Annotated in this window: 13 protein-coding genes; 6 read left to right on the top strand and 7 right to left on the bottom strand. The window is 59.2% G+C overall.

Features of this window, described 5'->3' with window-relative positions:
- Positions 1-72 precede the first annotated feature (72 nt).
- Complete coding sequence (gene argH / locus P3C29_RS14125; RefSeq protein WP_010169780.1) at positions 73-1,500, bottom strand: argininosuccinate lyase; 1,428 nt, start codon at positions 1,498-1,500, stop codon at positions 73-75.
- Between the two features lie 261 nt (positions 1,501-1,761).
- Here argH and P3C29_RS14120 point away from each other — a divergent pair, with 261 nt between their 5' ends.
- The gene (locus P3C29_RS14120) at positions 1,762-2,721 is read left to right on the top strand and encodes a LysR family transcriptional regulator (protein ID WP_275964746.1); all 960 of its coding nucleotides are present in this window, start codon (positions 1,762-1,764) and stop codon (positions 2,719-2,721) included.
- Positions 2,722-2,875: 154 nt separating this feature from the next.
- Here the strand turns inward: P3C29_RS14120 and P3C29_RS14115 are convergent, their stop codons facing one another.
- The 6 genes from P3C29_RS14115 to P3C29_RS14090 form a co-directional block, all read right to left on the bottom strand.
- Positions 2,876-3,517 carry an HAD-IB family hydrolase gene (locus P3C29_RS14115; protein WP_275964745.1) on the bottom strand — a complete coding sequence of 214 codons (642 nt, stop codon included), beginning with the start codon at positions 3,515-3,517 and terminating at the stop codon, positions 2,876-2,878.
- A 73-nt stretch (positions 3,518-3,590) separates the two neighbouring features.
- Positions 3,591-4,304: an HNH endonuclease gene (locus P3C29_RS14110; protein ID WP_275964744.1), complete on the bottom strand. Its 714-nt coding sequence runs from the start codon at positions 4,302-4,304 to the stop codon at positions 3,591-3,593.
- 145 nt (positions 4,305-4,449) lie between these two features.
- Complete coding sequence (locus tag P3C29_RS14105; protein WP_023659243.1) at positions 4,450-5,700, bottom strand: ribonucleotide-diphosphate reductase subunit beta; 1,251 nt, start codon at positions 5,698-5,700, stop codon at positions 4,450-4,452.
- A 416-nt stretch (positions 5,701-6,116) separates the two neighbouring features.
- The gene (locus tag P3C29_RS14100; RefSeq protein ID WP_275964743.1) at positions 6,117-7,370 is read right to left on the bottom strand and encodes a DUF1479 domain-containing protein; all 1,254 of its coding nucleotides are present in this window, start codon (positions 7,368-7,370) and stop codon (positions 6,117-6,119) included.
- A 128-nt stretch (positions 7,371-7,498) separates the two neighbouring features.
- Entirely contained in the window at positions 7,499-8,362 is an 864-nt protein-coding gene (locus tag P3C29_RS14095; RefSeq protein ID WP_201125105.1) for an AraC family transcriptional regulator, read from the bottom strand.
- Between the two features lie 146 nt (positions 8,363-8,508).
- A complete protein-coding gene (locus tag P3C29_RS14090) occupies positions 8,509-8,778 on the bottom strand; it encodes a DUF2790 domain-containing protein (RefSeq protein ID WP_010165605.1) in 270 nt (89 codons plus the stop codon).
- A gap of 394 nt (positions 8,779-9,172) precedes the next feature.
- On the opposite strand from P3C29_RS14090, the gene acs reads away from it, so the two are divergent.
- From acs to P3C29_RS14065, 5 genes are all read left to right on the top strand, one after another.
- On the top strand, positions 9,173-11,128 hold the full coding sequence (gene acs, locus P3C29_RS14085) for an acetate--CoA ligase (RefSeq protein ID WP_201125104.1): 1,956 nt from the start codon (positions 9,173-9,175) through the stop codon (positions 11,126-11,128).
- Positions 11,129-11,795: 667 nt separating this feature from the next.
- Complete coding sequence (locus P3C29_RS14080; RefSeq protein WP_010165608.1) at positions 11,796-12,581, top strand: ABC transporter substrate-binding protein; 786 nt, start codon at positions 11,796-11,798, stop codon at positions 12,579-12,581.
- Positions 12,582-12,672: 91 nt separating this feature from the next.
- A complete protein-coding gene (locus P3C29_RS14075; protein WP_003214341.1) occupies positions 12,673-13,362 on the top strand; it encodes an ABC transporter permease in 690 nt (229 codons plus the stop codon).
- Positions 13,359-14,057, top strand: a complete 699-nt coding sequence (locus P3C29_RS14070; RefSeq protein WP_010165618.1) for an ABC transporter permease — start codon at positions 13,359-13,361, stop codon at positions 14,055-14,057. Before P3C29_RS14075 ends, P3C29_RS14070 begins: the two co-directional genes overlap by 4 nt.
- A 1-nt stretch (position 14,058) precedes the next feature.
- The gene (locus tag P3C29_RS14065) at positions 14,059-15,171 is read left to right on the top strand and encodes a succinylglutamate desuccinylase/aspartoacylase family protein (protein ID WP_275964742.1); all 1,113 of its coding nucleotides are present in this window, start codon (positions 14,059-14,061) and stop codon (positions 15,169-15,171) included.
- Positions 15,172-15,180 lie beyond the last annotated feature (9 nt).

Here is a 15,180-nt window from a genome sequence, read left to right as displayed (position 1 = left end):
GAGCCCGGCTTGCCGGCGATTGCGCTTTCAAGAACGCCATCGCCGGCAAGCCGGGCTCCTACAAGGTGGGCGCTAAATTCGAAAGCCGGTGTAACGCTCTGCCCACTGCTGCTGAGCTGCCAACGCCACCTTCAACCGCCCAATCTGCTCCCTTACCCGCTCCGGCGCCGTCCCACCCCAACCACTGCGCGCCGCAATCGCCGCTTCCAGGGTCAGGCACTCACGCACCTCAGGTGTCAGGCGTGTATCCACCTCCGCCAACAGCGCCGGCGAGGCTTCCCACAACTCAATCTCATGCTTCTCACAGGCTTGTACCAAGGCGCCCGTAATCTCATGCGCCTCCTTGAACGGCACACCACGGGTGGCCAACCAATCCGCCACCTCAGTCGCCAGGGTGAACCCCATCGGCGCCTGGCGCCGCAGCTCTTCCACCTGCACCTTCATCGTCGCGACCATCCCGGCCATCGCCGGCAGCACCAGCAGCAACGTATCCACACTGTCCAACACGCTGTGCTTGTCTTCACTCAAATCGCGGTTGTACGACAGCGGCAAGGACTTGAGCGTGGACATCAACCCGGTCAGGTTGCCAATCAAACGCCCAGCCTTACCCCGCGCCAGTTCGGCAATGTCCGGGTTCTTCTTCTGCGGCATGATCGAGCTACCGGTGGCGTAGGCATCGTCCAACTGCACCCAGCGAAACTGCCGCGACGACCACAGGCAAAACTCCTCCGACAGCCGCGAAATATTCACCCCGAGCATGCCCGCCACAAACAGAAACTCCGCCACGTGGTCACGGCTGGCTACAGCGTCGATAGAGTTTTCGCACGGCCCGGTGTAACCCATCTCCTTGGCCGAATGCTCCGGCTGGCGAGCAATCGCCGAACCTGCCATCGCTGCTGCGCCCAACGGCGACAACGCCGTGCGCGCATCCCAATCCACCAGGCGCTGCACATCCCGCAGCATCGATTGCGCGTGAGCCAGCAAGTGATGGGCGAACACAATCGGTTGTGCTTGCTGCAAGTGGGTAAACCCCGGGCAGATGCTCTCGATATGCTGCTCAGCCTGGTCCACCAGCGCCTGCTGCAAACCCAACACCTCGGTGGTGATGGTGCGCGCGTGGTCCCGCAGGAATAGGCGCAAATCGTTGGCGGTCTGGTCGTTACGCGAACGCCCGGCGCGCAGCTTGCCGCCTAGGGCGCCCAAACGCTCGGTCAACACCCGCTCGATGAAGGTGTGCACATCCTCGTCATCCAGCGTCGGGTGCAGGCGGCCCGCGGCGAAGTCCTCACCGATCCGGTCCAGCGCTTCCAGGGTGCGCAAGGTTTCCGACTCATCCAGCAACCCGGCGCGCTGCAACTCACGGGCATGGGCCCGGGAGCCGGCCAGGTCGTAGGGCGTCAGGCGAAAATAGCGCTCAGGGCAACGGGACAGCGCCGCCAAAGCAGCAGACGGGCCGGACTTGAAACGAGCACCCCAGAGGCGATCGGTGGGCTGAGACATGGTGTTCCTCACGCTTGTTTTTAGAAGTGACAAGCCCAATGGACGAGGCTTGGCCTTATGGATTCGGAGGGCAGTAGCAAAACGAAAAGTCCTGATCGAAGTGTCAGGTTTTCATGGGCGTTAAATCAGCCGGTAAAGCCGTTCAACCCGCTATATTCAAGGTTGCCAAGGGCGGTTAAGTATGTTCATTATTGCCGCCCGGCGATGTTCATGGAGTAGGTCAAAGCCTGTTGAATATGGCACTTGAGGTCAACACGTATTATGGAAACCCCACTTTCCAATTCTGGAAACATACCGCCAAAACCCGGCACAAGACCTCCGCTGCAACTCAGCGGCCTGGACTTCAAATTGCTGCGGGTGTTCAAGGCTGTGGTCGAAGCGGGCGGCTTCAGCGCGGCGCAGAATGAGCTGAATGTGGGCCTGGCGGCGATCAGCAAGCAGATTTCCGACCTGGAAATTCGCATCGGCATGCGCCTGTGCACACGGGGGCGGGAAGGGTTTGGCCTGACCGAAGAAGGCAAGTTGGTCTATCAGGCGTCCATTGAATTATTTGCCTCCGTGGACAGTTTCAGAGACAAGCTTAGTTCGGCGCAGAATGAACTGATCGGCGACCTTAGTGTGGGCGTTATTGATAACACCGTATCGGACGTTAATTCGCCGCTGATTAACGCGCTGGGAAAACTACATACAGAATCGCCAAAAATAAGATTGCGCCTACATGCCTCGCAATTGGACGAAGTTGAACGGGGCGTGGTGGAAGGGCGGCTGATCGTTGGCATCGTGCCGGTGTACCAGCGCCGGGAAGAATTCGATTATTTCCCGCTATACGAAGAAAAGTCCCACGCGTACTGCGCCGTCGGGCATCCGCTGTTCGACGCGAGAAACATCAACGCAGATGTGTTGCGCCAGCATGAAGTGGTCAATCATCGGTACGCGATCCACAGTGACAAAGCCAACTTCGTCAGCTACGACAGCCAGTCCGCGTCGGCCTCACAAGTTGAAGCCGTGGCCATCCTCATCCTCACCGGCCGCTTCCTGGGCTTCCTCCCGGAACACTACGCCGCGCCGCTGGTGAAAGAAGGGCGCCTGCGCGTGTTATGCCCGGAGCAGATCCACCTGAGCACGCCGTTCAACGTCATCCTCAAACACAACACCCCACGCAGCCCGCTGGTCAAAGCCTTCGCAACGGCACTGGGCGTGGATCTCAAAGCGCCCATCTAGTGAATTCACTCCACCCTTAGAACCTACAGAGATCCCCTGTGGGAGCTGTCGAGCTTTAGCGAGGCTGCGATGGCATCGACTCGGTTTCCCTGTCCTCCCGAACCCTCAGCATCACCCCTGCACTCGACCCCTGGCACCCCATGCTAGTGCGCGATCACCGCAGTTGTTTGCGCTTCTTCTTCGCATGAAAATGCCGAAAATGCGCATCCTGCGCCGCCGCCAACAACTCCCGATCCCCGCGCGTATCACCCCAGGCCCTGAGCCGATACTCCCCCAGATCCCCATAAACCGCCTCAAGCCGAAGCACCTTATTCTCACACCGGCAATTATTCCCCGTGAGCTTGCCCGTCAACACCCCGTCAACCACTTCCAGCTCAGTGCCAATCAACCTGATCCCAAGCCGATCCGCAAACGGCTGCAACACCAACGCCGGCGACGCCGAACACAGCGTCACCACCGCCCCGGACTTCACCTCATCGGCCACCGACTGCAGCCCGGTTGGGCGCATCAACTTGTTCCAATACGCCTGGCAGTATTCCTCGGCTTTTTGCTGAACCCACGCCTTGTCCACGCCGGTCATAAAGGTGCGGATCAACTGCGCCTTTAGCTCATCACGGCTGATGACGCGCAGCAGAAACTGCGCGCCAGGCACCGCCAGCTTCACCATCCTGCGCACGAATTCGCTTTTACCAAAGGCGAACTTCAGGAACGGCACGAAACTGTCGTGGTGGGTCAGGGTGCCGTCGAAGTCAAAGACGGAAAGTACTTTGGCATCCAAGGGGCCGGATTCGAGCATGTCTGGGTTCACGGGCGGGTCTCGGTCCTATCTACTATTTTTTTGGAGGTGCATCTGCTCTGACAGCAAGAGTTTACTCCGGTATCAATCTGTTGATTTTGGAGTAAAGCCCTTTGGTGAAAACATCCCGGTCGCTTGACCGGTGACACCGCTGATGGCAATTGGGGCACAAGGCTACAGCATTGGTGATGCGATCCGAACCCTTCTGGGCGAGGTGCTTGACGTGATGTACTTCAAGAAATGGCTGACCGTCGACCTCGAAAGGCGCGTTCGAGCCGCAGCCTTCGCAGATGCCACTGGCCTCATTCAATACCCAAGCGCGTACTTTGGGATCGCGAACATAAGCGGTACCGACAATGGACACTTTCTGTGGCTTCGCAATTCCTTCCGGCACTTTATCGATTGGCCGCTCCAGTAGCTTGGAGGCTCGGCGGACGAGGGTTTGCTCATCTGCAGTTTGGGCTGTTTCATCTGATTCAAATATACGAAGCGCGGTGAGAACTTTGCGAATCTGTTGTTCTACTCCCGAGCCCACGTTCTTTGCGGGTTTGTATCCCTTGATCCGATCCAGGCCCATTTGGACCAGAACCGCAGAAATATTCTGCATACGAAATTCGATAGAGCCTTCTGTGCGGCCTGCGATTGGTCCCTGACGTAGCAAGCGGTTTTCATAGGCTTTATTAAAACGTTGGCCGCTCTTCTCCCAGGCCAACATTTTCAAGTAAGCCTCTACCGCTGCGGCTAACTCCGCGTCGTCCCAGTCCGTTTTATCTTTTGTGATATCCATGCAGTCGCCAAAGGTAGAAAACCTTCGGACGATACTGAGTGGCCACTAACGCGTCCACGAAATTTCCTACCAGCCTGTCGGATTTGGCCTTCTGCAAATACAAAAAAGCCCTGATCAAGTCAGGGCTTTTTAGTTAGCTTAGGAATCAATCCCAGCTCAGCGCGCCGCCAGTCTGGTACTCGATCACACGGGTCTCGAAGAAATTCTTCTCTTTCTTCAAGTCCATGATCTCGCTCATCCACGGGAACGGATTCGTCGTCCCTGGATACTCTTCCTTCAACCCAATCTGCGACAAACGACGGTTCGCGATGAACTTGAGGTAGTCCTCCATCATCGCCGCGTTCATGCCGAGTACACCGCGTGGCATGGTATCGCGAGCATATTCAATCTCCAGCTGAGTCCCTTGCAGGATCATCTGGGTCGCTTCTTCCTTCATCTCGGCATCCCACAGGTGCGGGTTTTCGATTTTGATCTGGTTGATCACGTCGATACCGAAGTTCAGGTGCATCGACTCATCCCGCAGGATGTACTGGAACTGCTCGGCCACGCCGGTCATTTTGTTGCGACGGCCCATGGACAGGATCTGGGTGAAGCCGCAGTAGAAGAAGATGCCTTCCAGGACGCAGTAGTACGCGACCAGGTTACGCAGCAGCTCTTTGTCGGTCTCGACGGTGCCGGTTTCGAACTTCGGATCGGAGATCGAGCGGGTGTACTTCAAGCCCCAAGCCGCTTTTTTAGCGACCGATGGAATCTCGTGGTACATGTTGAAGATCTCGCCTTCATCCATGGCCAGGGATTCGATGCAGTACTGGTAGGCGTGGGTGTGGATCGCTTCTTCAAAGGCCTGGCGCAGGATGTACTGGCGGCACTCCGGGTTGGTGATCAGGCGGTACACGGCCAGGACCAGGTTGTTCGCGACCAACGAATCCGCAGTGGAGAAGAAGCCGAGGTTGCGCATGACGATGCGGCGTTCGTCGTCGGTCAGGCCTTCGGGGTTTTTCCACAGGGCGATGTCGGCGGTCATGTTGACCTCTTGCGGCATCCAGTGGTTGGCGCAGCCGTCGAGGTATTTCTGCCAGGCCCAGTCGTACTTGAACGGCACGAGTTGGTTGAGGTCTGCGCGGCAGTTGATCATGCGCTTTTCGTCAACGGCGACACGGGCGGCGGAGCCTTCGAGCTCAGCGAGGCCTTCGGCGACGTCGAGTTTGTCCAGCGCAGCCTTGGCGCGCACGATGGCGGCGGAGTCAGCGGCGGTGACGGCGCGGGCTTCGATGGCGGCAGCAGCGCCGGCACCGTCGAGGCGGTCCATGTTGGCTTCGGTGGCGTGGCCGGCGTTGGCGCCTTTGGCAACTACTTCGCCGTCTTCTTCTTTGTCGAACTCGTCCCAGCTCAGCATGACGTGTCGTCTCCTGCGTGAGGGCTCTAAGGTGCCCGTGTGAAACCGGATGGTTGGGTGTTCACACGGCCCAAAGGCCGCGGTGGATCTTAAGGAATCGTTTGTTGCAGCTAGCGCACGCATTAAACGGAATCAGGGTTACGGGTGTTCTGCTTGAGGCTTGAGGGGCGGAGCAGTGCTTGCGAGCTCCAGCGGGGGCCTCAGGTCTGGCTCTTCATCCCAGTGTAAAGGGATATTGCAGGCCCGATTTACCCGCGCATTATAGGGAAAAATTCGGCTTTGTGTTGCGGCGGATGGTCTCGGTGAGCGGCCAAAATGGTGGTGTTTGCAGCCAAGGTCCGGGTTTACAAGGCTTTGCCTGGCTTGGATTTTTTTGACGGGCGGTAGGCGTTTGTTTCGAGGCGCCGGAGCAGTGCTTATTCCAGCCCCAGCCCTTTACGGCCGAGGGCATTCAGTTGTGGTGTCATAAAGCGGTCTTTCCAGTCTTTCTCGTAGTCCTCCCGGGCAAAGTCATCCGGCGAAACCCCTTGCTCGAACGCCCGGAGCACATCCTTGGCGTACCGCCGGTTTTTCGGGCACATGGGCGCGGCGGGCACGTACATCACGTTGCCCCAACCCTGCTGGTTTTCGACGGGGGCGACGCTGTGGATCACGTCGCAGTGCCACCACACGGAATCGCCGGCCTGCACATCAGGGATCGGGGTCATGCCCTGGACCAGCAGCGGGTGCCATTTCTCTGAAATCGGCAGCACTTTGCCCGGTGCAACACCGCACAGCTCATCTTCGGGGACGTCGTCCAGCAACGGGCGCAGCAGCAGGTAGGCCATGGCCTTGGGGATCGGCAAGGTATGCAGCACGCCCTGGTCGGCCTGCATGTCGCACAGCGCGGTCCAGCCCTGGAAGGTGCGGAAGGCCGAGCATTTCACCGTATCCTTGTAGGCGTATTCATCGACTTCGGTGCGATGCGCGGCGTCCCAGGGGTCGTAGGACTTGAAGTCGTTGCGGTAGATCTTGTCGAACACCTTGAGGTAGGCGGGGTGCAGCCAGCGTTCCAGCGCGCCGGAATCGGTGTGCGGGCCAAGCCCTTTGGAGGTGGTGCCGGGTGGGCGGCGGCGCACGCGGTCGGGGTACAGCGCATTGATGTCCGGGTCGAACCATTGCCGGCCTTGGGAATTGATGGTCCACAGGCGGTTGAGGAATGACTGTGCGGCGCCCATGCGTTCGTGTTGGCGCACCTGCATCTGGGCGTCGGACCAATAAATGGGGAATATTTCCGGGCGTGAGGCTTCGAGGTTGCCGAAGAAGTTGTCGGCCGGGCCGCGGTAGACCTCGTCGAAATGGTTGTGGTCGAGGTAGTCCAGCAGGCTTTTGTCCCACCCGAACACCTGCTGGCGGGGGAAGTGGTTGCGGATCACCAGGCAGCCCCGGCGCTTGATGAGTGCCCGTTGTTCCTCTGTGACCCGGCCGTTGGCGATGGTCTCAAAGTCGAGTTCGGGCCAGGCGGTAGTAGCCTTGATCGAGGCGATTTCACCGCAGATAAACTCGCTGACCTCGGCAAACAGCGCGGGCACATCGCCGATTTGCGCGCGCAATGCCTTTTTCATCGCGACGATGCTGCGCTTGTAGTCGTCCGGTAGCTCGGCACTTTCGAAGGCGTGGTAGTTGCTCATGGGGTGACCTGTATTGTTGTTGTGCATACAGGTATGGAATCACTCCGGCCTGCTCGGGCGGCAGCCTGATTTGGCGCGTTGAGCAGTACGATTCTGGCGTTTGTTGTAAGGCGTGTAGAAGAATCGGCTTATTGAAAGTGATGGCCGTGCTGAGCCCGAAAGTGTGAAGGCGTCATGCCCTTGTGCGCCTTGAACTGCCGATTGAACAACGCCTGGGATGCATAGCCCACCTGCTCGGAAATCGCGCTGACCGCCAGGTTGCCCTGCATCAACAGCGCGCAGGCGTGTCCGATACGCAGCCGAACGATGTAGTCCAGTGCCGTGCAGCGTGTGTGTTTGCGGAACATTCGGTGGAAGGCGGAGACGCTGACGCAGGCCATTTGTGCCAATTCGGGAATGCCCACAGGTTGCGCATAGTGGCCGTGCAAGTGGTCCAGGACGCGGCGGATGCGTGCGTCTTCCGTGATGTGAGGCGTCGCAACTTCTATCGCAATAGGCTGCGCGGCGATGTCCCGGGACAATGTGTTGAGCACGGTGAGCAACGAGATCAGCCGCTGGGAGGCGTCTTGCTCGACCATGGCTTCGATCACCGGCCGCAGTGCCCGGGACGTGGCGTCACTGAAGCTCAGTGCCTGCCGCGCTGCAGCCAACAGTGCGCGCGTCGATGCCATCTCCGGAAACAGCTGCACCAGCGAATCCGCCCAGGCCTCGGAAAACCAGATGACCAAGGCAATGTGCGGTTTGGCGGGGTCGATCAGCTCGGCGGAAGACCAGCTATGGGGCACGTTCGGGCCCACCAGCACCAGGTCGCCATCATCGTACAGCGCCACATCGTTGCTGATATAGCGGTGCCCGCGGCTGTTGAGGGTCAGGGTCAGTTCGTATTCGGGATGGTGATGCCATTCAAACGGAATCGCCTCCGGTAGACGCCTGTTCAGCAGGGTCCAGGAGGTGTTCGCCTCGGTTGGGATTTTTTCGAAACTGGCTCGCATGAATGCATCCTGCCGTACAGGTGAGGTGGCGGCGCCACAATCGTAGCATTCGATTCAAGCGGTGGGGGGGGAGAAGCCGGCTCTTTGCCGCAAGAACGATTTCTTGCGGCGAATAAGATCTGAGTCAATGGCAACTAACGAAGTTATCAGCCGTTAGAGCAACCGTTACCCATGACCTGATATTGAAGAATATGACGCTGACCTTGTGAGTCTTCATATTCCATTTTTACCGGTACAACTTCGCATACATCCGGAACATTGCTCATCGACAAAACTTTGGCGACGTCCAAGTGGGTGCTGTAAGTGTAATCCTCAACAATCGGAGTGCTCTGGCTGGCTACGTCAGTCGGGGCTTCGTCGGCCAGGGCGGCGGTGGCGCACAAGCTGCTAAGGGCCATAACTAATAACGCTTTCATTTTACTATTTACCTTTTGGCGGTCGAAAGGGGTCACGGGGCCCTTGTGAGGCCACGTGTGTAACTTGATTGGGAAGTTCGGATTAACGTTGCCTTCGTGGGGGCTGTTACGTTGTTAATCACAGTGCCTTGATGGCGTGGTTGATTTTAGGCGCACGGGTTTAATTCATATACCCGTGCTTTTGATAAACACTATTGGTGGTTTTTGTAACAATCCCGAGATGAAGGTTTTTTCAGAAACCTGCAAAGCGCCACAGGCCGCGGGCCAGAGCGCCGCCGGGGTATAGGTGGGCAATTTGTAGGGGCTTGTTACTACCATCGTCGAATGGTTCTATAGGCCCGGCCCGGCTACAACAGGGCCATACAACAACAACTATGTCACCGAGGTAAGAAAGATGAGTGCGGCTTCTCTGTACCCCGTTCGCCCCGAAGTAGCAGCCAATACGCTGACCGATGAGGCGACCTACAAGGCCATGTACCAGCAGTCGGTGGTCAACCCCGACGGTTTCTGGCGCGAGCAAGCCAAGCGCCTTGACTGGATCAAGCCTTTCACCACGGTGAAGCAGACCTCCTTCGACGATCACCATGTCGACATCAAGTGGTTTGCCGACGGCACCCTCAACGTTTCCTACAACTGCCTGGACCGTCATCTCGCCGAGCGTGGCGACCAGGCGGCAATCATCTGGGAGGGCGACGACCCTGCCGAAAGCCGCACCATCACCTACCGCGAGCTGCATGAAGAAGTCTGCAAGTTCGCCAACGCCCTGCGCGGCCAGGATGTGCACCGCGGCGACGTGGTGACTATCTATATGCCGATGATTCCCGAAGCTGCGGTCGCCATGCTGGCCTGTGCCCGGATCGGTGCGATTCACTCGGTGGTGTTTGGCGGGTTCTCGCCAGAGGCCCTGGCCGGTCGGATCATCGACTGCAAATCCAAGGTGGTGATCACCGCCGACGAAGGCATCCGTGCCGGCAAGAAAATTTCCCTGAAGGCCAACGTCGACGACGCCCTGACCAACCCGGAAACCAGCAGCATCCAGAAAGTCATCGTGTGCAAGCGCACCGGCGGCAACATCAAGTGGAACCAGCATCGTGACATCTGGTACGAAGACCTGATGAAAGTGGCGGGCACCGTGTGCGCGCCGAAAGAGATGGGCGCCGAAGAAGCACTGTTCATCCTTTACACCTCGGGTTCCACCGGCAAGCCGAAGGGCGTGCAGCACACCACCGGCGGCTACCTGTTGTATGCAGCCCTGACCCACGAGCGCGTGTTCGACTACCGCCCGGGCGAAATCTACTGGTGCACCGCCGACGTCGGCTGGGTCACCGGCCACACCTATATCGTCTATGGCCCGCTGGCCAACGGCGCGACCACGCTGATGTTCGAAGGCGTGCCGAACTACCCGGACATCACCCGGGTGGCGAAGATCGTCGACAAGCACCAGGTCAACATCCTCTACACCGCACCGACCGCGATCCGCGCCATGATGGCGTCCGGCAAGGCCGCCGTGGAAGGCGCCGACGGCAGCAGCTTGCGCCTGTTGGGTTCGGTGGGTGAGCCGATTAACCCGGAAGCGTGGGACTGGTACTACAAGAACGTCGGCCAATCCCGTTGCCCGATCGTGGACACCTGGTGGCAGACCGAGACCGGCGGCAACATGATGAGCCCGCTGCCTGGCGCCCATGCGCTCAAGCCGGGTTCGGCGGCGCGGCCGTTCTTTGGCGTGGTGCCAGCACTGGTGGACAACCTGGGCAACCTGATCGAAGGCGCGGCGGAGGGCAACCTGGTGATTCTCGATTCGTGGCCGGGCCAGGCACGCACGCTGTATGGCGACCACGACCGCTTTGTGGACACCTACTTCAAGACCTTCCGTGGCATGTACTTCACTGGTGACGGTGCGCGTCGTGACGAGGATGGCTACTACTGGATCACCGGCCGGGTGGACGACGTGCTCAACGTGTCTGGCCACCGCATGGGGACCGCCGAGATTGAAAGCGCGATGGTTGCCCACCCGAAAGTCGCTGAAGCGGCGGTGGTGGGTGTGCCGCACGACATCAAGGGCCAGGGCATCTATGTGTATGTGACGCTGAAAAACGGTGAAGAGCCGAATGAAGCGCTGCGCCTGGAGCTGAAAAACTGGGTGCGCAAAGAGATCGGGCCGATTGCGTCACCGGATGTGATCCAGTGGGCGCCGGGCTTGCCGAAGACGCGTTCGGGGAAAATCATGCGCCGGATCCTGCGCAAGATTGCGACGGCTGAGTACGACGGGTTGGGGGATATCTCCACCCTGGCGGACCCGAGTGTGGTGGCGCATTTGATCGAGACGCACAAGACCATGAATGTCGCGTAAGGCGGGGTTGTAGGGTAGAGCCCCATTCGGCGTAGGCCGGGTGGGGCTTTTTTGTGAGGAGCGGCAAATGCCACTCCCAAGACCGCATTAATGTGGGAGCTGGCTTGCCTGCGATGGCTGCGTATCAGACCCCACTGTGTTGGCTGGCCCACCGCTATCGCAGGCAAGCCAGCTCCCACAGTGGATCGCGTTTCAACTTCCATACCAATAAATATCGGTTTTCATTGTGGGAGGTTTCTGAATGTTACCGAACCCCGTAAATGTGTAACCCCACGCCCAAACATGAGGCAAAGTGCTACGCCCATGCCCCGAAAACCCGCGTTTTAGACGCCCTGAAAAATTAGATCAAACGCTACACTTGCCGTGCTAGAAGGGTTTGCGAATAATAGGCCCGCAATTTGCAGCGTTAACAGGTTTAATATCTTTTGCCTCTGCATAAAATTCAGAGGCTGTCAATGTGCTGGAACCGCTTTCTCGGTGCTTCTGTAAATTGTTGTCGCATTGAGGAAATATCGGCTTCCGGCCTGTCGTTAGAATGCCGATCACTCGCTCGTCGTCGCCGATCTTGAACTGGCGCAGGACGCAGCAACGCTATTCGGTTTCACTCAGTCGCATCGTGGGCTCTGGCTCATACTGCTGTTTTGCCCTATACCGATGGAGTCCCAAGATGAAGAAACTCGTGCTGTTGGGCGCCCTGGCGCTGTCCGTGCTGTCCATGCAGGCTTTCGCCGAAGGCAAGCCACTGAAGATTGGTATTGAAGCGGCTTACCCTCCGTTTGCCTCCAAGGCACCGGACGGCAGCATCGTCGGTTTTGACTACGACATCGGCAACGCCCTGTGCGAAGAGATGAAGGTCAAGTGCACCTGGGTCGAGCAGGAGTTCGACGGCCTGATCCCGGCGCTGAAAGTGCGCAAGATCGACGCCATCCTGTCCTCGATGTCCATCACTGAAGATCGCAAGAAGTCCGTGGACTTCACCAACCGTTACTACCTGACCCCGGCGCGCCTGGTGTTGAAGGAAGGTACCGTTGTCAGCGACAGCCTGGATGAACTGAAAGGCAAGAAGATCGGCGTACAGCGCGGTTCGATCCACGACCGTTTCGCCAAGGAAGTCCTGGCTCCGAAAGGCGCCACCGTGGTGCCTTACAGCTCGCAGAACGAAATCTACCTGGACGTAGAAGCCGGTCGCCTCGACGGCACCGTGGCCGACGCCACCCTGTTGCAGGAAGGTTTCCTCGACACGCCAGCCGGTAAAGGCTACGCGTTCATCGGCCCGGCCTTCACCGACGCCAAATACTTCGGCGACGGCATCGGCATCGCCGTGCGTAAAGGCGACAAGGAAAACCTGGACCGCATCAACGCTGCTATCGCCGCGATCCGTGCCAACGGCAAATACAAGGCAATCCAGGACAAGTACTTCAACTTCGACATTTACGGCCCAGAAGCCAAGTAAACCGTCGCAGCTGTCTGTCCAGAATGGCGCAAGCAACAGGGTCTCTGAAGTTTGCGCCATTTTTTCATCCCCCTTTTCGAGGACCTGAATCATGTTGAAAGGCTACGGGGCTGTCATCCTCGATGGCGCATGGTTGACGCTTCAGCTCGCCTTGTCGTCCATGGCCCTGGCCATTGTTCTGGGTCTGATCGGGGTCGCGTTACGCCTGTCGCCGGTGCGCTGGTTGGCCTGGCTGGGCGACCTGTACTCCACGGTGATCCGCGGGATCCCCGACCTGGTGCTGATCCTGCTGATTTTCTACGGCGGTCAGGACCTGCTTAACCGCGTTGCGCCGCTGCTCGGCTACAACGACTACATTGACTTGAACCCCTTGGCCGCCGGCATCGGCACCCTGGGTTTCATCTTTGGCGCCTATCTCTCGGAAACCTTCCGTGGCGCCTTCATGGCCATTCCCAAGGGCCAGGCCGAAGCCGGCCTTGCTTATGGCATGAGCCCCTTCCAGGTGTTTTTCCGGGTGATGGTGCCGCAGATGATTCGGCTGGCGATCCCCGGGTTTACCAACAACTGGCTGGTACTGACCAAGGCCACCGCACTGATTTCGGTGGTGGGCCTGCAAGACATGATGTTCAAGGCCAAGCAGGCGGCAGACGCCACCCGCGAACCTTTTACCTTCTTCCTCGCAGTGGCGGCGATGTACCTGGTGATCACCAGCGTGTCGTTGCTGGCCCTGCGTCATCTTGAGAAGCGCTACTCGGTAGGCGTAAAGGCGGCTGATCTATGATCTTCGACTACAACGTCATCTGGGAGGCCATGCCGCTGTACCTCGGCGGCTTGCTGACCACCCTGAAACTGCTGGCCATTTCGCTGTTCTTCGGCTTGCTCGCGGCCTTGCCCCTGGGCCTGATGCGTGTGTCCAAGCAACCAATCGTCAACGGCGTGGCCTGGCTGTACACCTACGTGATTCGCGGCACGCCGATGCTGGTGCAGCTGTTCTTGATCTACTACGGCCTGGCCCAGTTTGAAGCGGTGCGTGAAAGCTTCCTGTGGCCGCTGCTGTCCAGTGCGACCTTCTGCGCGTGCCTGGCGTTCGCCGTGAACACCAGCGCCTACACCGCCGAAATCATCGCCGGCAGCCTCAAGGCCACGCCCCATGGCGAGATCGAAGCCGCCAAGGCCATGGGCATGTCGCGCTACAAGCTGTACCGCCGGATCCTGCTGCCATCGGCCCTGCGCCGGGCGCTGCCGCAATACAGCAACGAGGTGATCATGATGCTCCAGACCACCAGCCTGGCCTCCATCGTCACCCTGATCGACATCACCGGTGCCGCGCGCACGGTGAACGCCCAGTACTACTTGCCGTTCGAAGCCTATATCACCGCCGGTGCGTTCTACCTGTGCCTGACCTTCATCCTGGTGCGCCTGTTCAAGTTGGCCGAAGGCCGCTGGCTGAGCTACCTGGCTCCACGGAAGCATTGATATGGAACGTATCGATCACCTGTTGCCCTGGGGACACCTGGGCTGCGAACGCCAGCTGACGGTGTTCCGTTTCGGCAGCGGCGAGCGCAAGGCCTATATCCAGGCCAGCCTGCACGCCGATGAATTGCCCGGCATGCGTGCCGCCTGGGAGCTGAAGAAGCGCCTGGCCGAACTGGAACAGCAAGGCGCTCTTAACGGCGTGATCGAGCTGGTGCCGGTGGCCAATCCGATGGGCCTTGGGCAGTTGCTGCAAGGCAGCCACCAGGGCCGTTTCGAGATCGGCAGCGGCAAGAATTTCAACCGGGATTTCGTTGAGTTGAGCGAGCCGGTTGCCGAGCTGCTCGAAGGCAAATTGGGCGATGATCCCCACGCCAACGTGCGCATGATCCGCCAGGCCATGGGTGATGCACTCAACGCATTGCCCGAGCCAAGCAGCCAGCTGCAAGGCATGCAGCGCATACTGCTGAGCCATGCCTGCACCGCCGATGTGGTGCTCGATCTGCATTGCGATGCCGAAGCCGCGCTGCACATGTACGCGCTGCCGCAGCACTGGCCGCAGTGGCGATCGCTGTCTGCGCATTTGAATGTGAAGGTCGGCCTGCTGGCGGAAGATTCCGGCGGCAGTTCATTTGACGAAGCCTGTTCGCTGCCGTGGTTGCGCTTGTCCCGGGCGTTCCCCGAGGCGCAGATTCCACTGGCGTGCCTGGCGACGACCCTGGAGCTGGGCGGCCAGGCCGACACCGGCCGTGACGAAGCGATTTTCCACGCCGAAGGCATTCTGGCGTTCCTCGCTGAGCAAGGCCTGATCCGTGGTGAATGGCCCGCGCCGCAACACGAACCCTGCGAAGGCCTGCCCTTTGAAGGCACCGAGTTGTTGTTCGCGCCCCACGCCGGCGTGATCAGTTACCTGCGTAAAGCCGGGGATGTCGTGGAAGCCGGCGACCCGATATTTGAAGTGATCGATCCCTTGTCCGACCGCGTGAGCATTGTTTGCGCGGGCACGCCTGGGGTGTTGTTTGCCGTTGAACGGCTGCGTTATGCCCAAGCGGGTTTCTGGCTGGCCAAGGTGGCGGGGCGCGAAGCGCTGCGGCACGGGCGCTTGCTCAACGACTGACCAACTGTT

It is taken from the genome of Pseudomonas sp. 1912-s, from assembly GCF_029269205.1.
Taxonomy (GTDB): Bacteria; Pseudomonadota; Gammaproteobacteria; order Pseudomonadales; family Pseudomonadaceae; genus Aquipseudomonas.
This window is presented reverse-complemented; position numbering and strand designations above follow the sequence as displayed.

Coding starts and splice junctions, on each gene's coding strand:
- argH (WP_010169780.1), bottom strand. CDS start 1,500: ATGTCTCAGCCCACCGATCGCCTCTGGGGTGCTCGTTTCAAGTCCGGC.
- P3C29_RS14120 (WP_275964746.1), top strand. CDS start 1,762: ATGGAAACCCCACTTTCCAATTCTGGAAACATACCGCCAAAACCCGGC.
- P3C29_RS14115 (WP_275964745.1), bottom strand. CDS start 3,517: ATGCTCGAATCCGGCCCCTTGGATGCCAAAGTACTTTCCGTCTTTGAC.
- P3C29_RS14110 (WP_275964744.1), bottom strand. CDS start 4,304: ATGGATATCACAAAAGATAAAACGGACTGGGACGACGCGGAGTTAGCC.
- P3C29_RS14105 (WP_023659243.1), bottom strand. CDS start 5,700: ATGCTGAGCTGGGACGAGTTCGACAAAGAAGAAGACGGCGAAGTAGTT.
- P3C29_RS14100 (WP_275964743.1), bottom strand. CDS start 7,370: ATGAGCAACTACCACGCCTTCGAAAGTGCCGAGCTACCGGACGACTAC.
- P3C29_RS14095 (WP_201125105.1), bottom strand. CDS start 8,362: ATGCGAGCCAGTTTCGAAAAAATCCCAACCGAGGCGAACACCTCCTGG.
- P3C29_RS14090 (WP_010165605.1), bottom strand. CDS start 8,778: ATGAAAGCGTTATTAGTTATGGCCCTTAGCAGCTTGTGCGCCACCGCC.
- acs (WP_201125104.1), top strand. CDS start 9,173: ATGAGTGCGGCTTCTCTGTACCCCGTTCGCCCCGAAGTAGCAGCCAAT.
- P3C29_RS14080 (WP_010165608.1), top strand. CDS start 11,796: ATGAAGAAACTCGTGCTGTTGGGCGCCCTGGCGCTGTCCGTGCTGTCC.
- P3C29_RS14075 (WP_003214341.1), top strand. CDS start 12,673: ATGTTGAAAGGCTACGGGGCTGTCATCCTCGATGGCGCATGGTTGACG.
- P3C29_RS14070 (WP_010165618.1), top strand. CDS start 13,359: ATGATCTTCGACTACAACGTCATCTGGGAGGCCATGCCGCTGTACCTC.
- P3C29_RS14065 (WP_275964742.1), top strand. CDS start 14,059: ATGGAACGTATCGATCACCTGTTGCCCTGGGGACACCTGGGCTGCGAA.